The sequence below is a fragment of the Streptomyces sp. NPDC024555 genome (assembly GCF_055559335.1).
Genome location: NZ_JBVHKV010000007.1, coordinates 160,659 through 177,578 on the forward strand (window position 1 = coordinate 160,659; position 16,920 = coordinate 177,578).

Below are 16,920 nucleotides of genomic sequence, written 5' to 3' on the forward strand. Positions count from 1 at the left end.
CCGCGGGGAGGCCCGTCGGCGCGCCCGGCCGAGGCGGCCCGCTCATCCGATGCCCTGCCGGTCCGGCAGCAGCGCGAACGCCCGCTCGGACGCCTCCGGCACCGTCCGCTCCACCGCCCGGACCAGCAGCGCGCGGTGCCGCAGCAACGGCTCCTGCCGCTCGGGCCCCGTCAGCAGGACCAGATCGTCGAAGGCGGCCAGCAGCCGGCGGGTGACCTGCGGACTGTCCGGGGCGCAGCGCCGGACCTCCTCGAAGCCCAGATCCACGAACTGCTCCCAGGTCGGCACGGGCTGGACGAGCCGCACCGCACCGCTGCGGTCCCGGTGGTGGACGGTGCCCAGGGGCAGCGGAGCCAGGGCCGCGAGGAACTGCACGATGCGGTCCAGGCACTGCACGGCCGTCGTCGGATCGTTCACCGACGCCGACAGCGCGCGCAGCGCGATGTCGGACAGCTGGCGCAGCCCGAACGCCGGATCCTGGTGCAGGGTGCGCTCGACCCCCACGGACACCGTGTACCGCAGCGCCCGCCGCCCCGGCGCGCTCCCGCCGTGCACCGCGAACACCGGGGTGCCCGGCACGACGAAGTCCCCGAGCCGGGGGATGAGCCGCAGCACGGTCCCCTGCCGCCGCGCCGCCCGGACCAGCCGCACCACGTTCACGTCCCGCAGCACCCCGGCCCGCCCCTCGTGCCGGATCACCCCGGTCTCCCCGGGCACGGCGTCCGGCTCCGGCCGGCCGACGGGCATCCGCCCCAGCACCCGGAACGAGTCCCGGGTGATCCGGTCGACGACCGGCCCGACCTGCATCAGCCGCAGGGTGGAACTGACGTACGCGATGAAGAGCAGCAGACTGAGCGCCACGAGCACGGCGGTCAGCACGCTCTGCAGAAACGGCACCGACACCACGCGGCGCGGATCGGCCGTGCTCTCGTACGAGCTGAGCACCAGCAGCGAGAACACGAACGTCGCCAGGAACACCGACAGCGTGAGCTTGCTGATCCGGCTCCGTACGAAGATCCGCACCACCCGGGGCGTGAGCTGCCCGCTCGCCATCTGCACGGCCACCAGCGAGATGCTGAAGACGACACCGATGAAGGTCATCATCGCCGAGCTGACCGTGACCACGATCGTCTTGGTGTCCTCGGCGATCGAGACCAGGTCCCTGATCTCCTCGTACGCCTTCTCGTCCTTCAGATACGCGATGATCTGCTCGTCCAGCGCCGAGGCCACCAGCCAGAGCGCGACGGCGCAGACCATCGTCGCGGCCGGGGCGAACCAGAAGGTCTCGCGCAGATGCTCGCGCAGGGGCGACAGCGCCCGGGGTGGCCGGTGGCCGCGATCACTCATGCCCGCGAACGTAACCCGCCCGGCCCGCCCGCCGAAGCACCCGCCCGCACGGTGTGTACACACTCCCTCACCCTCCGCCCACCCCGCCCGTCGGGCCCTTCCCTTCAGGGCGATGACCACCGGATATGCAGGTGAGAGCCACCCCAAACCCCTGGTATTGTTTTCTTTGTCGCCGCGGGAAACCGGGGCCGACCACCTGGTCCGGGTGGCGGAATGGCAGACGCGCTAGCTTGAGGTGCTAGTGCCCTTTATCGGGCGTGGGGGTTCAAGTCCCCCCTCGGACACCAGGGTCAACCGACCAAATTGAGCAGGTCAAAGCGACAGTTTGTCGCTTTGACCTGCTCTGTTGTTGTGCCCGGAGTGGGGAAGGTCTGCTGCGGTCACGTGCTTGGACGGAGGCCAGCGGGTCGGCCGGGCCCAGGGTCCAGGCGTAGGCCAGGGGTGGCTGGGCCGTTGGTAGGCAGAGGGTGTCAGGGAGCTGCGGGGAAGCGGCTGACTGGCACGATTCGTCAGGGCTAGCGTGTCCGGATGGTCATGGTGCCTTGGGAAGAGTTGCAGCGGGATGAGAAGCGTTACGCCGCGTTGGTGTCCATGCTGCTGTTGCGTCTGCGGCCGCGGGCGCGCGCCGTGGAGGGTGCTGGCGGAGACGGCGGGAAGGACGTCTACGAGTACGACGAGGACAACCAGCTGATCATCTACGAGCTGAAGTCGTTCACAGGGCGGCTTACCAACGGTCGGCGAAACCAGGTGAAGAAGTCCCTGATGACCGCCGCGCAGCATCAGCCGGATGCCTGGGATTTGGTGGTGCCGGTGCACCCGAATGCCGGGGAGTTGTCCTGGTTCGACGGGTTGTGCAAGGACTTTCCCTTCGTGCGGGAGTTGTGTGGGCTGGTCTGGCTGAATGAGAAGCTCGCGCTGCACGACGACTTGGTCCGGGCAGCGGTGCAGGGGCCCGACGGGTATCTCCTTGATCGCATCGCCGACGCGCGTGCCGAGCGCGATGTGCTGCTGGGCGGTCCCCGGGACCTCGCGGAACGCTATGAAACGCTGATGCGCCGCGTCGCTGAGATCTCGCCCCACTACGGGTTCACCGTTTCTCGCGCGCAGTGTGGCGGGACCGAGATCGCCATCGCGGCCAAGGACCGCGAAACCGCTGACGCCGCTCCGATCCTCGTCGAGGGCGAGTTGGTTTTCCCCGACGACGACCCAGCCAGTGCCGAGGTGCGCAGCCGCTACGAGCGTGCCGTCCACTATGGCGGGGATGTTGACCTTCCAGGGGCTCATCTGCGGGGGTTTCGTATCAGTGCGCCGGAGGAGCTCGGTATCAGCGGTCCCCTGCCGTTGTACGAGATGCGGATCCGGTCCCACCGGGAGCTGCTGGTGCCGGCTCTGTCCGCCCAGCTGAGTGTGGTGGGAGGGGCGGGGCTGCCGCTGCAGTCCGTGCCGTTGCGTTTCTACGAGCGGAGCCGTGGCGCGCGCGGCGCGACCTTGTTCGGTTCCGACGTGGCGGGGCTGTTCGAGGTACAGCTGCGTCTGGATGCGGGGGCCGGGTCGCGGCAGGTGGACGTGAGCCTTTCCGAGCCGCGGGAGTACCCCACGCCCGCGACCGCGTTGCCGCTCTTGCAGGTGATGGCGCACGCGCGCGCGGGTGCCGTCATCCGCCTGGCGTTCCACGCCCAACAGATGCCGAGCGCCCTGAAGTCGACGCTGGACAGCGACTGGACCGACGACGACTTCCGCACCTGGGCCAGCCTGTGTGCGGACTTGCGCTTCATCCAGGAGGCAACGAACACGAGCTTCCCCATACCTCGGGAAATGAGCGGCGCTGACGCTTCGGGAATCCGGCACGCGGCCAGGCTGCTGCGCGGCGAGGCGGTGAGCCTGGGCAGGGGCCCGCTCACCTTGGGCGTGAATCCGGGCCGGGCTGCCGCGCTGGACGTGTTCTCAGCGGGCCGGCAACGGTTGGTTCTGGCACGGGAGGTCACCTTCCAGCCCTCCCGTCTGGCCCAGGTCCGCGAGGAGGTCGGGGCCGGCCGCAGTGCCTCGCTGCGCTTGAACCTCCCGCACAGGGAGCGGGTCTACCGCCAGCTTCTCGCTCACGTGCCCGTGGAGTGGCTTCCGCCGGAGCTGGCCGCGCAACGCGAGGCGCGCGCCACGGACGCCTCGGACCTCGGTGGCGGGCCGAGGCCGTGAGCGGCTCCTCGCTCTGGCATGCCGGTGGCCCTCCGCGTGGTTGCGGCGGGCCACCAGCGTATGTGGGGCTGGGGTGGGGTCAGGTTTTCGGGGTGGTGTCCGGGAGGTAGCCGTGGGGGGTCCAACGGTGGGGGTTTTTCAGGGTGTGGCGGTTGGAGGGGCGTCGGCGGGCGGGCTGGGTGTCGGTCTGGAGGGTGTCGAGCCAGCTGGCGAGCTTGCGGTGGTTAGCGTGGGCGATCTGGAAGGAGAGCAGGAGGGACTGGGCGGCGAGCCCGCGGATGCGGCGGGTCCGGGAGCGTTCGATGGCTTCGTGGTCTTTGGCGTAGCCGTTGAAGTGTTCGACGCGGTTGCGGAGGCGGAAGTAGTGGTGGACCCAGTCGGCGCGGCCGTGGTCGAGTTCCTGCCAGTGGCGGATGCCGGTGTCCCGGGCGAACGTGAGGGACTCGCGGCGGCAGATCTCGGGTGGTCCCGCGGGAGTGGGGGTGATGTCGATGAGAGGCAGGCGGGGGTCGCGGCCGAGGCTGCGGCGTTTGACGGGGCAGGCGACGGTGGGGTGGGTGCCGGCCGCGGGGCAGAGCATGCGGCGGGCGCCGCGGTCGTCGGGGGCGGCTTTCGGGCGGAGCCGGTAGGAGGTGCGGGCGTCGATCCGGGCTCGCCAGGTGGCCTTGTCGATCTTCTTGTTGAGGAGGTCGGCGGTGGCGGTGGTCAGGGGGTGGGGGATGTGGGGGCAGTACCAGGTGCCGTCGACGAGGAGGGCGCCGGCGTGGGTGTCCTGGATGCCGAGCTGGTCAACACGGTAGTCCCAGACGGGGCGGTAGCCGAGGTCGCGGACGGGGATGTGGAACGTCTCGGGCAGGGCGGCGTTGTAGGCGCGGTCGGCGGCGAGCCAGCCTGTGGGGTAGGCGCGGCGCCGCATGTCCCTCAGGGCGGTGACCGCGTTCCCGGCCGGGTCGTGGCCAGGCTTGTGAACGACGAACGCCAGCACCAGGGCCGGCAGGTGACGGCTGCGGTCCCGGGCGGCGGCGGGTGTGCCGCCGGGAGGGGTGGTGGAGGTTTCGCCGGTGACGACGAGGGTGGCTTCGAACCCGTAGAGGTAGCGCTTCGCCTTCCTGCCTTTCGTACCACCCACGGGCGGTCCACCGGGCGCGGTGGTGGGGTCGCGGTGGGTGCCCTCGCGGACGTACCAGGCGGCGTCGGGGTCGGTCGCGGTGTCCGGGCCGGTGGAACTGACACCGCGGGAGAAGGTGCGGATGGGGGTGGCGTCGACGGCGGCCGAGCCGTCCCAGAACTCCTCGATGACCGGCCGCGCGGGCGCGAGGGAGGCTTCCACGATGCGGTTGGTGACCTCCACGAGCAGCCGCCGGCGAGCGGCGAGCCGTTCGGGGTCGGCTTCCTGTTCCAGGCGCCTGGCTTCGGCGCGCGGGATGCGCTGCTTGGGTAGCGGTGAGGGGTCCATGACCGTCACGGCGGCATGGAATGCGCGCCGCACGGCCAGGTAGGCGGCCTCGAAGCCGTCCGCGTCGTCCGCCCACACGGGAAGACCGAGCCGGGCGCGGGCTGCGGGGGTGAGCTGCTGGGCGAGGATGTCGGTCACCTCGGCGAGGACCACACGCCCCTGGTCCCGCCAGGAAGCCAGCGTCATAGCGATGAACAGAGCCTCCAGGCTGACAGAGCGAGGGCGTCCCGCATTCGACTTGCGGGCGGCCTGCTGCCCCTCGTGGAGGAGGGGGACGATGCCACAGCGGTCGACGAACTGGCGGGCGCGGGTGAAGTCGGCGGCCCGGACACTCTGGCGGCGGGCCCGGATGTGATCGAGCCAGGGCGCGGCGCCGTCGGAGTGCGGGCCGGGGCGGGAGGAAGGGGTGGGGTTCACGGCATCTCCCGGAGGGTGGTGTGAGCCTGCTCGGCGCTGATGCCCTTGACGTGGGGCAGGAGGCGGGAGAGGGCGTGGAGCGAGTCGAGTCCGGCCGCAGAGAGCAGGACGGGCAGGGGAATGGGGACGTTCATGCGTTCCACCAGCCAGGTCGCCCGGCAGCGGCCCATGACCAGGCGTGGGACGCGCGGGTCTCGCCCGGCGCGGTAGACGAGGTCGGTGACGGTGTTGCTGGAGCGGGCGAAGCACCCGGGACGGAAGAGGTAGCCGGTCTCCGCACGATCAGCTGCCTCGGCCACGGTGCGTTCGTAGGGGCGCGAGCAGATGATGAGGCGGGAGCGGCTGCCGCGGACAGCCAGGATGCTGGAACAGTCTCCCAGGACCCGTACGTCGGGGCCGCGCAGCGGGATGATCTCGCTGGTGTCGAGGCCGCAGCCCAGCCCGAGCGCGAGCAGGAGGCGCAGCCCGCGCCGTAGTTCGGCGGTCGGCTGGCCACCGGCCCATGCCCACAGGCCGGCGGTGTCGTTGCGGCTGTAGGGGGCGGAGGCGTCAGACGCGGCCAAGGGGACGGGGCGTCCGCCGGGGAGGTCGGGGCCGAAGACGGCGGTCCGCAGGGCGGTGAGGCAGGCACGGTAGTTCGCGCGGGTTGCCTGGCTGACCTCCGGGCAGCCTGCGGCGGCGAACCGTTCGACCATGGCCGGGGCCAGCCACCGGCGGGCATCGGCGGGGTGGCCCTGCTGGTCGGCGTAGACGGCGATCCGGGTCAGGGCGGTGAGAAGGTCCCGGGCCCGGTGGGTGGTGGCCGGGGTCGCGCGGGCGACGGTGGTACGGACCTCGTCGGCGACGCGTTCCCAGGCCGGGGGCCTGTTCGACGGCCGGTACTGCGCGATGCGACGCTCCATCAGCATCCTCCAGACAAACACCCCCGGCGGGGTGCCATTGGAATACCATGCTGGGTGCTGGGGGATGCCGGGCGACCCGGGAGATCCGGATGGGTGAGACTGGGGCATGTGCCCCGAGGAGACAGCCGTTCCGTGTGCCCCCGTGGATTCGTCCAGGGCGGGTTCTGGCCGAGAGCTGCGTTGACTGACCATCACGGGGCCAAGGTCGCCCAGGCGCTGGCCTTCGCGCTGGCCTCCGCGCTGGAGAGCGACGGGCTGTCGGTCGCCGCACTGTCCCGCCTCAGTGGTGTCAGCCGCCTGACCATCGCCAACGTGCTGGAGGGGCGGGTCTGGCCGGACCTGCTGACCGTCGCCAGCCTGGAAAGGGCCCTGGACCGCGACCTGTGGCCGGGCCGCAACGTGTGAAGTGCCGCGCCTGCGCGGCACGGTGGAAGGTGGAGTCATGAAAAGCCGTCCTCGGCCGGGCGGTCCCGCATGCGCGGGCCACCCGAAGGGATGACGGCACGCCCGCAACCGGCACGACGGCGCGACTCTCGCGCTAAGGTGCCGGAAACGGCCGGGCCGCGGTGGCGGGCCCGCTTCTTCGCCCTCCTGGCGGGACGCGGGCCACTGTGAGAAGAGGTCTGCTCAGGCCAGGGGCCGTTCAGGGCCGTCGCCGATGTGGTAGTTGGCGGCGGCCCGTACCCCTTTTCCGAGCGCGTACGGTCAGCTCGTGAAGGCCTCCGAAGTCGACGGGCCGCCCTGCGGCGGGATCATGCCGGGACGGCGGTAGACGACGGAACGCGGCGGGACCGTCCGCCGGGCCAGGAGCTCCTCGTGGACGAGATCCTCCACCAGCACCCGCAGACTGCGCAGATTCGGCTGCCCGATCGCCTCCCCGATCTCACGGATGTTCCACTCGCGCTCCCCGCCGCGCCCGAGAAGGTCCAGCACCTGTGTCCTGCGCGTCACCTGTTCCCCGTCGGCCCCGGACTCCGGTCCGTCGGGCTCGTCAAAGCCGGGGGCGCCGCAAGCAGTCTCCGTCCCCCCGGGAGGCGGGCTGGCGGCCGGGGGCGGGGTCGCCCACGGCCGCCCCTGCAGAGCCTCCAGCTTTGCCCGTACGGCGGCCACGCGCGCCAGGAACTCGGCGGTCTCCTCTTCGACGCGCCTGAGCTTGTCCACGGTCCCGGCGGGATCGGCTACCGCCGCCTCCCAGTCCAGGCTGATGCTGTCCATGGCGCACACCCTAGGTCCGTGACGCTGCACACAGCGCACTCGGAAGGGCAACTCCATCCTGACGAGTGACATCCCTCAACCAGACCAGTCGGGTGCGCACCTGAAGCTCCTGTCACCCTGGCGTCGGGACGCCCGTGGAGCCCGCGTCCGCTCCGGTGAGGCGTGCGCGCGCGAACCGGTTACCCGCTCACGCCAACTGCCCTACCACGCAACGCAGTTGCTTCGCACTACTCACGCCCATGCCCGAACGCCGGCACAGGACTGCGCCCCGAACGGCTCACACAGGGTGCCATTGAAATAACATGCAGTGAGGGTGAGGGTGTGACCCTTCCACCGCCCCGCCTGCGCCGCTGTGTCCTTCTCCTCCTGCTCGACCGCGACCGTGGAAGCTTCCTGTGCCGCACCGGTCCCGTACTGACACCGCCATGCTTCCCCGTTCCCGGCGCACGCAGCTACCAACAAGCCGCGGCAGCCGCCGCCTGCGAACGGTGGGGGCTGGATGACCTCACCTACGCGCCGCTGGTCTGCCACTTCTGGGCCACCCCTCCCGGTGGTCCAGGCGGCGCACGGACCGAGCGCCGCCTGCTCATGGCCACCCCTGACAGCCGGGAGCTGCCCCGGCTGCGCCTCCGGCCCCCGCCCCGCACCCGGTGGCAGCCGCTGCACGACCCCACTCTCCGCGACCGGCCGGTGCGTCCGGCTGACCTGGCGACCCTGGTCGACGGCTACTGGGACGGGTGGCTGCCCGACGGCCCTCTCACAGTCGACTGGATCTGACCGGCCCGCCGCCTGCGGTGCCCACGCCCGCCGGACCCAACGGTCCGCCCCTGGCGGCGTGTCACCAATTCGGAGGACGGCTGGTGCTTTCGGTCGGTCCTGTGGACACCGGGGCCTAGCGTCAGGGTTGTGGCATATCGAGATCCTGGCCCCGGCCCTGCAGCACCTGCCGACTTCGTAGCCCTGAAGGAGGAATGGAACCGTGAGCGCGCCCGCGCCAGGGAGGAACTGGAGTACTTCGACACACTCCTGAAGTCCGCCCAGGACATCGAGGACATCAAAGCGCTTTGGCAGGAGCTCGCCGCCGGGGCCGTGCGGCACCCGCTGTTCCTGCCTGATCCCGCCGGGCCACAGCCCACCGAACCCTCATTCCTCGAACCCCTCGAGCTGACGGCCGAACAAGTCCTCGGCCTGATGCGGCAGGAGCCCCCCCGGCTATGGCGGGCCACCGACATCGCCACCGCCTTTTCCCACCCCTCCCCGGCCAAGGTCCGCCAGTTCCTCCAGTCCATGGTCCGTGCCGGACACTTGGAAGCAGTCCGCCGCAAAGCACGCCACCTCCTCTTCAGGATCCCCGGCACACCTCCGCCCAAAGGCTGACGGCTGGGCCCGCAGGTCGGTCAGGGAGCGGGAGCCGCCGGGCGGCTCTCCGACGGCTCCCGCCTACGAAGCGGCGGTGTCGGCGTGCTGCGGTGCCGGTCGGGAGGTGCCGTGAGTGCTCTGCGGCAGGCTCGTTCCCTCTATGTCGACCTGGGGCAGGGCTTCCTGGGGTCGGTGAAGGTTCTGGGCGACGGGGTCGACACCCGCGACTGCGATTCCGTGTACTAACGTGCGCGGGTCGGTGCCCGACCTCGTCCAGGCCGTGGGCCGGGCGCTGCGGATGCAGCCCGGCGAAGGCAAGATCGCCTCGCTCGTCGTGCCGGTACTCCTGGGACCGGGCGAGACGGTCGACAACATGCTGACCTCCCGGGCCTACGGCGGGCTCGCAATGCTCCTGGAGGCCCTCAGGGCACACGTTGCCCTGGTCGTGGAGCAACTTGCCGAGCAGCAGGCTCCCAGCGCCTACAAGCCCATACAGGATCAAGAGCGCAAGCCAGGCGAGGTTGACGGTCCGTCGGTGCCTGCGCGGGAGCCGGTGAAGTTCTCCGTGCCACGCGATCCAGCGCAGCTGGCCGCGTTCATCAACCTGCGTGTGCTCAACCCGGAGCATGAACACTGGCGGCGCGGCATGGAGGCCGCAGGTATCTACCAGCGGCTCCACGGCGATCTGAAGGTGCCCTTCACCTACCGTGTGCCCGCCGCCGCCGACAACAACGAGGCCGAGGAGGGCCTGGGCGAGGTCGAGGTGTGGCCGGCCTCGCTGGCCGGGTTGCCCCTGGGGCAGTGGAAGGCCGATGCTCGGCGGTTCCACGCCCGGGGGGACATGGATGAGGCCCGCGTGAGTCAGCTGGAAGAACTCAGCATGGTCTGGTCGCACTACGACGTCGAGTGGGACAAGGGCCTCGCGGCAGCACGCAGGTGGGCGGCCCAGGCAGGCCACCTGTTGGCCCCCACCGACGCGGTGTTCCAGGGGTACCGGATGGGGATCTGGTTGAAGAACGCGCGGGCCGCAGCCCGGAGGGCGGCCGAAGCGTGCGGCTGCGAGCTGAGGGATTGCCGGTCGAGTCGTCGGCCGGGGCGCTGTCGGCGGAGCGGCGCGAGCAGCTGGAGGACATCGACCCGTCGTGGTGCCCGGCCTGGCCAGTGGAGTGGCCAGTGGAGTGGCAGCGCGCCTTTCACTTCGTCCGGCTCCACCTTGAGGAGGCCGGCAAGGTGATTCACCAGGCGAGGACCTCGGGCGGTGGGTGCAGGCGCAGCGGCTGGGCTGGGACAAGCTCACGACCATCCAGCCGAGGATGTGCGAGCAGGTCCTCGGGATCGAACCCACCAGCGAGGATGAGAAGCCCAAGCGCCGTACGCAGGCCGACAAGTGGGCAATGCACTACGCGGCCGCCCGCCAGTTCTACGACCGTGAGGGGCGCCTTCAGGTCCCAAGGAAGCACGTCGAGCGGATCGTCGGCGAGGACCAGGAGGAGCGAGAGCACAAGCTGGCGCCTGGATCGGGAACCAGCGCAGCCGGGCCGCGACCCTGACGCCGGAGCGGATGGAGCAGCTGTCCGCGATCGGGGTGCGGTGGTCGTGATGGTTGGGCGTGGTCGTCACCGCTGCCGCCGCGCTCGCCGCCGACTATCTGCTCGGGCGGCTGCGCCCGTGGCAGTGGCTGGGCAGCTGGTAGCTCTGGCGAGCGGCGCGACTTTGGTGCGCCGATTCGCGCCGACTTCTCCCCACTCACCTCAACACGCTGTCAGGATGTCGTTCATGGCCGAGGGTGTGTACCGATCCAGAGGAGCGTGATGGTCGGATCCACAGGAGTACGTCGGGCCACTCGCTGGCAGGATTCGGTGCGGCTGCTGTTGTTGATCGACGCCGCCGCGAAACCGGCAGCCGAAGGCGGGTCGGTGCCACCATCGAGCGTCGGGGTGGTCCATACCCAGGTGCGGCTGCAGAAGCTGGACTTCTGGGTCCGCAATCCGGACTACCTGGCCTACGAGCTGATGAACGAGTACGTGGCCGCTCCGGACGTTCCTCGGCTGCTGGAGCTTGCCGCAGAGATTCTGGAGTCGGAGGAACCGGATCTGCGGCGCTTCCCGATGCTGCGTTACAAGTACGGCGCCTTCGAGGAGCTCGATGACGCTCTGGCGCCGCTGGTGGAACGGGGGCTGCTGCGCAAGACGCAAGTCCTCGGGCGTGAGCGCGTGGTGGAGCACATCTACTTCCTACTGGAGCAGGGCCGGAAGGTGGCACAGTCGATGGTCACCGAGGCGCCTGCGCTGGCCTGGTACGTCGAGCGCACCCGCCTGGTCGTGGACCTGGTCGACGGTCTCGGCGGCACACAGCTAAAGGACCGGCAGTACCTGCTGCGGGACTACGCCGACACCCCCTGGGGCCAGCACATCGGCCCCATCACCGAGCAGGCCCGCGAGCGGCTACGCGAACTTCAAGCGACACCAGGCCCGGAAGCCACGGGCGACACTGACCAGGAGGCTTCATGACCGCGCCCGGCCCGGCCCGCTCCGACGCGAAGGACCTGACCGTCGCCCCGGGCGCCGGCGACATCCTGAAGGAGGTCGCGGAAAGGCTGGGGCTGACGCCGGTGCAGGTCGAGCGGACCCTGGCCGAGGCGAACATCACCCTGAAGAGCCCGACTGCCGCCGACCGGCGGCTGCGCATCATCCGGCTGCGCGCCAGCGGCACGAAGCACTCGGGCGACGACTTCACCGTGGAGCAGCCCTTCACTCCAGGGGTGTGGGCGATCGTCCACCCGGACAACAGCGCGGGGAAGACTAGCCTGCTGGAGTTTCTCGTCTTCCCGTTGCGCGGCGGGCCGCGCGATCTGCCGCCCGATGTCCGCTCGTGGCTGCGGCATGTGAGCATGGACATCGCGGTGGCGGGCCGGGCGATCCGCATCGTCTTGGACGTCGACGACCAGCCGCATCCCCAGTTGCGGGGCCGGATCCTCGCCGGGGAGTCCGTCGACCATCTGCAGGCCGTGGACGACGAAGCGCTTCGTCTGCTGGCGACCGCGTCCGGCAACGAGGAGGTGAGCCGGTGTATTGGTGAGTTCTTCCTGGACGCGCTGCGTATGGAGCACACCAACCTGTGGCAGGGGACCGGCGGCGCCGACGGCGAGGGGGCCCCGCAGGTTCACGGCTGGGCGTCGTACTTCGGGGCTTGCTACCTCAATCCCGGTGGGGACGAGATCCTGCTCGGCGATGTCGCCGCCGGTGGCCTGCCCGGGCGGCTCATGGAGCTGTTCGTCGACATCCCGTACAGCACGGCCCTCACCCAGCTGTCTGTCGCCGGAAAGCGGGAGAAGAAGACGATTACTCAGGGGCAGCGCCGGGCGGAAGGGGACGCCGAAGCCCGCCGAACCGAGCGCGAGGCGTGGCAGACCGAACTCGCCGACGTGACTGAACAGATCGAGGCGCGGCGCCGGGCGGCTGCCCAGGACATCTCCCCGCTCCTGCGGGCCGCCGACCATGCTGCGACGGAGTTGCGCGGCATGCGGGCGCTGTTGGAGGAGGCCGAGCAGACGCTCACGGAGGTGTCCGCCGCCCGGATGCGCGCGGAGCAGGGGCTACTGGATGCCCGCGAGACGTGGCAGGCCCGGCGGGTCCTGGGACGGCTGGACCCGGTGTGCTGTCCGCGGTGCGAGGAGCCGCTGGGCAGTGTGCGGCGCAGCGAGGAGCGTGAGCAGGCAAATTGTGCGGTGTGCACGCGGCCGCTGCCCGAGGTCGACCCGGAGACCGCTGAAGCACTACTGGCGGAGCTGGAGCAGAACCTGGAGCAAGCCCAGGATGCCGAGAGGGAGGCAACCGACCGGCAGCTGAGGGCTGTGGAGGCGGTGCAGAGTGCTCTGACCGACCATCGCGAGGCGGCGGCCGGCCTGGAGCAGGGGCTTGCCACCTCGCAGGCCCACGACCGGCTGCGTGACCAGGAGATCCGGGCAGCCGAGCTCCGCGGACGGCTCGAGGCGACCGGATCGATGCCTCCGGCTCCGCCGGTCCCAGTATCTGCCCAGGTCCTGGCCACCACCGAGGAAGCCATCCGTGCGGCCGTCGACGCTGCGGCGAAGCAACTGTTCCCGGCGATGAACAAAGCGATCGTCGAGCTCGCCACACGGTTCGGCGTCCAGAACCTCGACAGCGTCAAACTCGACCGCTCCGGCAAGGTCAACGCCGTCAAGGCCGGCGTGAAGACCGTGTTCAAGAGGCTCAGCCGCGGCGACCGGCTCCGCATGCGGATCGCGACCGTCATCGCACTTCTGCGTGTGAGTGCTGACCGTGGCGTGGCCACGCACCCCGGCCTCCTTCTGATCGACTCGGTAGCCGCCGAAGAAGTCACCGAGGTGCCGGCCCGCACCCTGATCGCCGAGCTGCAGGCCATCGCCGCAGAACTTCCCGAACTGCAGGTCGTTCTCACCACGGCGCAGCCCGAGCTCGTTGACGACCTACCGAAGGACCACATCATCACCAGCAACGGTGAACACCTGTTCTAAGATGCTCGTTCGCGAACCGGCCGGCGACAAGGAGAGGTCCGTGACCCCAAGCGTGGACCAGATGCTCCAGGTCTGGGCGAGCCACGCGACCGACGACGAGCTGGACGCCGGGCCTTCGATCGCGGACCTCGGCGGTGCCGAGGTGGTGATCGCGGAGGCCGACCAGCTCGCTGCCGGTCCACTCCTGCCCTATCTACTAACGGCACTCGGCCGCGACCTCGACGCCGTGGACGGTGACCAGGCCCGGCAGTTGCTCGACGCCGCGGCCCAGGGGCTGCGGAACCCCCGCGCCGCCTGGGTCCTGGCCGACGCGATCGACGTGGTGTGCACCCACCCGGCGCTCGCCACCCGCCTCGGCACCCGCACCGTCCGGGATCTTGCCGCACACGTGGAGGCCGCTCTCGCCGGCGACGCCGATGCCGCTCTCGCCCAGCCGGCCGTCGCCGGACTGCTGCGCCTGGCCGTCGCGCAGACGGCCACCCCGCACCGTCTCATGGCGTTGCTCGCCGAGATCACTGGGGACGAGCCGTCCGAGGCCCTGGAACGTCTGCCGATCCTGGTCGGCGTCGCCCACGACCACTTCGGCGACGACGCCCTGCTCGATGTCCTGAGCGCGCTGGAGAACCAGACCGATCTGCCAGCGGGCACCCGGGCCGACGCCACCTTCGAACTGGCCGTCGCGGACATGCGCAGCGCCCTGGAGGCATCCGACCGCTCGGCCGTCGAAGACCATCTGCGCCGGGCCCTGATGCGGTTCAAGGACCTCGACCGCACCCACGAGGCCCGACTCGACGCCCGCGCCCACGCCGCCGCCGTCGATGCGGTCCTCGCCTTCGGCGAACTCGACCAGCAGCCCGCGACAGCCGCACCCACCGAGCAGCGCCTGGCCCAGGCCGCCACCCAACTGGATGCCACAACCACTGTGCTGACCGAGTGGACCCGCGGTATGCACCGGCTGGACTGGCTCAGCGCCCGCGGACTTGCGCAGAGCGCCTGGTCCCGGCTCGTCACCTCGCTCCAGACCGCCCGCACCCACCTGGACCAACCCAGCTGGTACGACCCGGCCGGCACCCTCGGCGACCTGCTGGACGTCTACGTCGCCAGCCGCAGCATCCACACCGCCCGGACCGACGGGTCCGGCGGCCTGACGGCACTGGTGAGCCCACCGGTGGAGGCTGCGTTCGTGCGCAGCGACGGCCTGCTGCACCACCTCGAACAGGCCCTCACCACCGACCTACAGTTCACCAACTCCCCCGACGCGCGGGCGCTGTACGAGGTCGTCCAGGCCCAGCGGCGGGCACCGTCGTCGACCGGGCAGGTGATGCCGGGAAAAGCCCTGGAGGGCCGCCCTACTCTCGCCGGGCTCTTCCAGGCTGACGCCTCGGGCCTGCGTGACAACCTCGACCCGCTGCTCCTGGATCGGATCGAGCAGCTCTTGCAGCAGCAGTCCAAGGGCTATACCCCCAGCGGCAACGCCCGCTTCGACGCCCACCTGGAATCGCTGCTCGGGGAGCTGGCCACCAGCCCCGCCTGGACGCAGCGTGACAGCTCCTACTTCACCACCCTGCTGGAGCAGTTCCTGCGGTTCCTCTACGACCGGTTCGACGCCCAGGCCGACTACTACGGCGCCCGCACCGCCTACCTAGGCCCCTGCCCCGACAAGAAGCCCGACGGCAGCTCCGACCACTGGGACGAGAAGCACGTCCAGGACGACCTCCACCAGCACCTCGCCGGCACACTCACCCCCGGCACCGTGCAGCGCGAACTCATCGACGTCGCCAGCGGACGCACCGACGTCACCTACACCCCCGAGGCCGGCAGCCGCTTCGTCGCCGAGGTCAAACGCCGCAACACCAGATGGACTCGCGAACGCATCGAGAAGAGCTACCTCGCCCAGGCCGCCAACTACACCGCCACCGGCCCTCCCTTCGGCCTGCTCCTAGTCGGGGACGACAGCGGCCACACCAGCGGCTACCGGAGCATTGAGGACAGCGTCTGGATCATTCACCACGCGCGCAGCGCCACCGAGGTCCCCCGGCTCATCGTGGTCGGCATCCTGCCGATCGGGCGCCCGACCCCGTCCGCACTACGTATGCCCCGTGTCACCACCTGACCGTTCCTCGGGCCGGTCACCCAGTTGACGCCTCGGGCGGCCGGGACCGGGCCAGGTCTCCGCTCCCACCGCCCTCACCATCATCACCGCCCTGCTGGACGAGCCCAGCAGTTCCGACGCGGAGACTTGCTCCTGCGCGCTGTTGCCCAGCACTTGGACGAGTGGACGTCCGGCTGAAGTATTGGGCCGTGCGCGACAGCCCGCCCGCACCCGCCGGTGGCAGAGGCGATCGAGCGCGGTGCGCAGACGGTATCCGTCGGGTGTGGCCGGGATTTCGAGCCGAGTGGAGTTCATGACATTCCGACGAGGAGCGGCTGGTGGTGTCGGACAGCGGCGAGCCCCTGGGGCACGGCTATCCCTTTGCGCAGGCTCCTTCGGCGCGGGATCCTCGAGCCGACACCGGCCCGGTTCTCACCGACCGCGCGGTCGGCACGCACGTGCCAGCAGGGCAACATCCCCAGGCACCGGTACGCCTCGGCGAGGAACTCGCGCTGCACCGGGTCGTCGACGGCGTCCATCACGACAAGGAGGTCGACGGCGGCCTCGGTCAGGGACGCCGCGGTGTGCACCCCGGCTTCGGCGCCCGCGTGCAGCGCCCGCGCGTTGTCGGCGAGCAGGGCATGCCGCAGAAGCCCGTCGAGAGTCGGAGTATCAGTCACGCTACGAAGCGTAGCGGCGCTCAGGGTCTGGTCCGGGCCGTTCCCGGTCAGACCGGCCCCACCTGTTTTCACCAGGTGCCGCCCTACTTCCCTGTCATGCACAAGTAGTGGAAAATGCTGGCGGAGCTCCATGCCACTGAGGAGCTCGTTCGCGCAGCGTTCGCTCGCGTGCCGTCTGCCCGTGCATTCACAGGGTCCCGTTCCGTGTGGATGGCGATGGAGAGTCGAACGAGCGAGGACGGCAAGGCATGTAGGGGCGGTCGGCCGGGGTAGTACCTTGTACCTCCACCCCTGTTACGGAGGGTGATGGGGAGGTTGGGAGGAGCAACTGTGCAGGTTTCCACGCTCAGTCTCTGGGGCGCCGGGGCGTTCGGCGCGGTCATCGGCTGGATCGCCTACCGGACACTGCGGCGGAACACGAAGGCGCCGACGCTCACCGACCTGGTGACGGTGATCGCGGCCCTGGGCGGCGGGGTGGTGATCAACATGAAGTTCGCGGAGCCGGACCTCTTCGCCTCCTACGGCATCGGGCTGTTCGCCGGGTTCTTCGGCTACTTCGTCGTCGCCCTGCTGATGAGCCGCGCGGAGGGGCGGCGCCGGAAGGCGGCCCGGTCCGCGCCGGAGCCGGTCGGGCCGAGTGGCTCCGGGATTCCGGCGCCGTCCCCGGAGCCCGTCGGCGCGCCGCGGGAGACGCCCGACGACTGGATGGGCGAGGGGTGAGAGCCCGGGTGGCCGCCCCGTGG

The 16,920-nt window shown here is 70.5% G+C and carries 15 protein-coding genes and 1 tRNA gene; 11 read left to right on the forward strand and 5 right to left on the reverse strand.

The window, feature by feature from the left end; genetic code table 11:
• Nucleotides 1–42: 42 nt before the first annotated feature.
• Entirely contained in the window at nucleotides 43–1,347 is a 1,305-nt protein-coding gene (locus ACZ4FH_RS14110; RefSeq protein WP_467304659.1) for a DUF2254 domain-containing protein, read from the reverse strand.
• Nucleotides 1,348–1,546: 199 nt separating this feature from the next.
• Between ACZ4FH_RS14110 and ACZ4FH_RS14115 the strand changes: the two genes are divergently transcribed.
• Both ACZ4FH_RS14115 and ACZ4FH_RS14120 read left to right on the forward strand, forming a co-directional pair.
• Nucleotides 1,547–1,634, forward strand: a tRNA-Leu gene (locus ACZ4FH_RS14115).
• 241 nt (nucleotides 1,635–1,875) lie between these two features.
• Nucleotides 1,876–3,540 (forward strand): hypothetical protein, encoded by a 1,665-nt coding sequence (locus ACZ4FH_RS14120; protein ID WP_467304660.1) that lies wholly within the window; start codon nucleotides 1,876–1,878, stop codon nucleotides 3,538–3,540.
• Between the two features lie 79 nt (nucleotides 3,541–3,619).
• On the opposite strand, the gene ACZ4FH_RS14125 is transcribed toward ACZ4FH_RS14120, so the two are convergent.
• Together ACZ4FH_RS14125 and ACZ4FH_RS14130 are read right to left on the reverse strand one after the other, a co-directional pair.
• Nucleotides 3,620–5,413 (reverse strand): hypothetical protein, encoded by a 1,794-nt coding sequence (locus ACZ4FH_RS14125; RefSeq protein WP_467304662.1) that lies wholly within the window; start codon nucleotides 5,411–5,413, stop codon nucleotides 3,620–3,622.
• Nucleotides 5,410–6,315 carry a hypothetical protein gene (locus ACZ4FH_RS14130; protein WP_467304664.1) on the reverse strand — a complete coding sequence of 302 codons (906 nt, stop codon included), beginning with the start codon at nucleotides 6,313–6,315 and terminating at the stop codon, nucleotides 5,410–5,412. The genes ACZ4FH_RS14125 and ACZ4FH_RS14130 overlap by 4 nt, the downstream gene beginning before the upstream one ends.
• Before the next feature lie 180 nt (nucleotides 6,316–6,495).
• On the opposite strand from ACZ4FH_RS14130, the gene ACZ4FH_RS14135 reads away from it, so the two are divergent.
• Nucleotides 6,496–6,720, forward strand: a complete 225-nt coding sequence (locus tag ACZ4FH_RS14135) for a helix-turn-helix domain-containing protein (protein ID WP_467304665.1) — start codon at nucleotides 6,496–6,498, stop codon at nucleotides 6,718–6,720.
• 300 nt (nucleotides 6,721–7,020) lie between these two features.
• Here the strand turns inward: ACZ4FH_RS14135 and ACZ4FH_RS14140 are convergent, their stop codons facing one another.
• Nucleotides 7,021–7,530, reverse strand: a complete 510-nt coding sequence (locus ACZ4FH_RS14140) for a hypothetical protein (protein WP_467304667.1) — start codon at nucleotides 7,528–7,530, stop codon at nucleotides 7,021–7,023.
• A 588-nt stretch (nucleotides 7,531–8,118) separates the two neighbouring features.
• Between ACZ4FH_RS14140 and ACZ4FH_RS14145 the strand changes: the two genes are divergently transcribed.
• From ACZ4FH_RS14145 to ACZ4FH_RS14175, 7 genes are all read left to right on the forward strand, one after another.
• Nucleotides 8,119–8,307 (forward strand): hypothetical protein, encoded by a 189-nt coding sequence (locus tag ACZ4FH_RS14145; protein WP_467304669.1) that lies wholly within the window; start codon nucleotides 8,119–8,121, stop codon nucleotides 8,305–8,307.
• A 129-nt stretch (nucleotides 8,308–8,436) separates the two neighbouring features.
• Nucleotides 8,437–8,907 carry a hypothetical protein gene (locus tag ACZ4FH_RS14150; protein WP_467304671.1) on the forward strand — a complete coding sequence of 157 codons (471 nt, stop codon included), beginning with the start codon at nucleotides 8,437–8,439 and terminating at the stop codon, nucleotides 8,905–8,907.
• 241 nt (nucleotides 8,908–9,148) lie between these two features.
• Entirely contained in the window at nucleotides 9,149–10,123 is a 975-nt protein-coding gene (locus ACZ4FH_RS14155) for a helicase associated domain-containing protein (protein WP_467304673.1), read from the forward strand.
• A 28-nt stretch (nucleotides 10,124–10,151) separates the two neighbouring features.
• Nucleotides 10,152–10,439 (forward strand): hypothetical protein, encoded by a 288-nt coding sequence (locus ACZ4FH_RS14160; RefSeq protein WP_467304675.1) that lies wholly within the window; start codon nucleotides 10,152–10,154, stop codon nucleotides 10,437–10,439.
• A 309-nt stretch (nucleotides 10,440–10,748) separates the two neighbouring features.
• A complete protein-coding gene (locus ACZ4FH_RS14165; protein ID WP_467304676.1) occupies nucleotides 10,749–11,399 on the forward strand; it encodes a hypothetical protein in 651 nt (216 codons plus the stop codon).
• Nucleotides 11,396–13,405 (forward strand): hypothetical protein, encoded by a 2,010-nt coding sequence (locus ACZ4FH_RS14170; RefSeq protein WP_467304677.1) that lies wholly within the window; start codon nucleotides 11,396–11,398, stop codon nucleotides 13,403–13,405. Before ACZ4FH_RS14165 ends, ACZ4FH_RS14170 begins: the two co-directional genes overlap by 4 nt.
• A 40-nt stretch (nucleotides 13,406–13,445) precedes the next feature.
• Complete coding sequence (locus ACZ4FH_RS14175; RefSeq protein WP_467304678.1) at nucleotides 13,446–15,518, forward strand: hypothetical protein; 2,073 nt, start codon at nucleotides 13,446–13,448, stop codon at nucleotides 15,516–15,518.
• 290 nt (nucleotides 15,519–15,808) lie between these two features.
• Here the strand turns inward: ACZ4FH_RS14175 and ACZ4FH_RS14180 are convergent, their stop codons facing one another.
• Complete coding sequence (locus ACZ4FH_RS14180; RefSeq protein WP_467304680.1) at nucleotides 15,809–16,177, reverse strand: hypothetical protein; 369 nt, start codon at nucleotides 16,175–16,177, stop codon at nucleotides 15,809–15,811.
• A 330-nt stretch (nucleotides 16,178–16,507) separates the two neighbouring features.
• On the opposite strand from ACZ4FH_RS14180, the gene ACZ4FH_RS14185 reads away from it, so the two are divergent.
• Entirely contained in the window at nucleotides 16,508–16,897 is a 390-nt protein-coding gene (locus ACZ4FH_RS14185) for a hypothetical protein (protein ID WP_467304681.1), read from the forward strand.
• Nucleotides 16,898–16,920 lie beyond the last annotated feature (23 nt).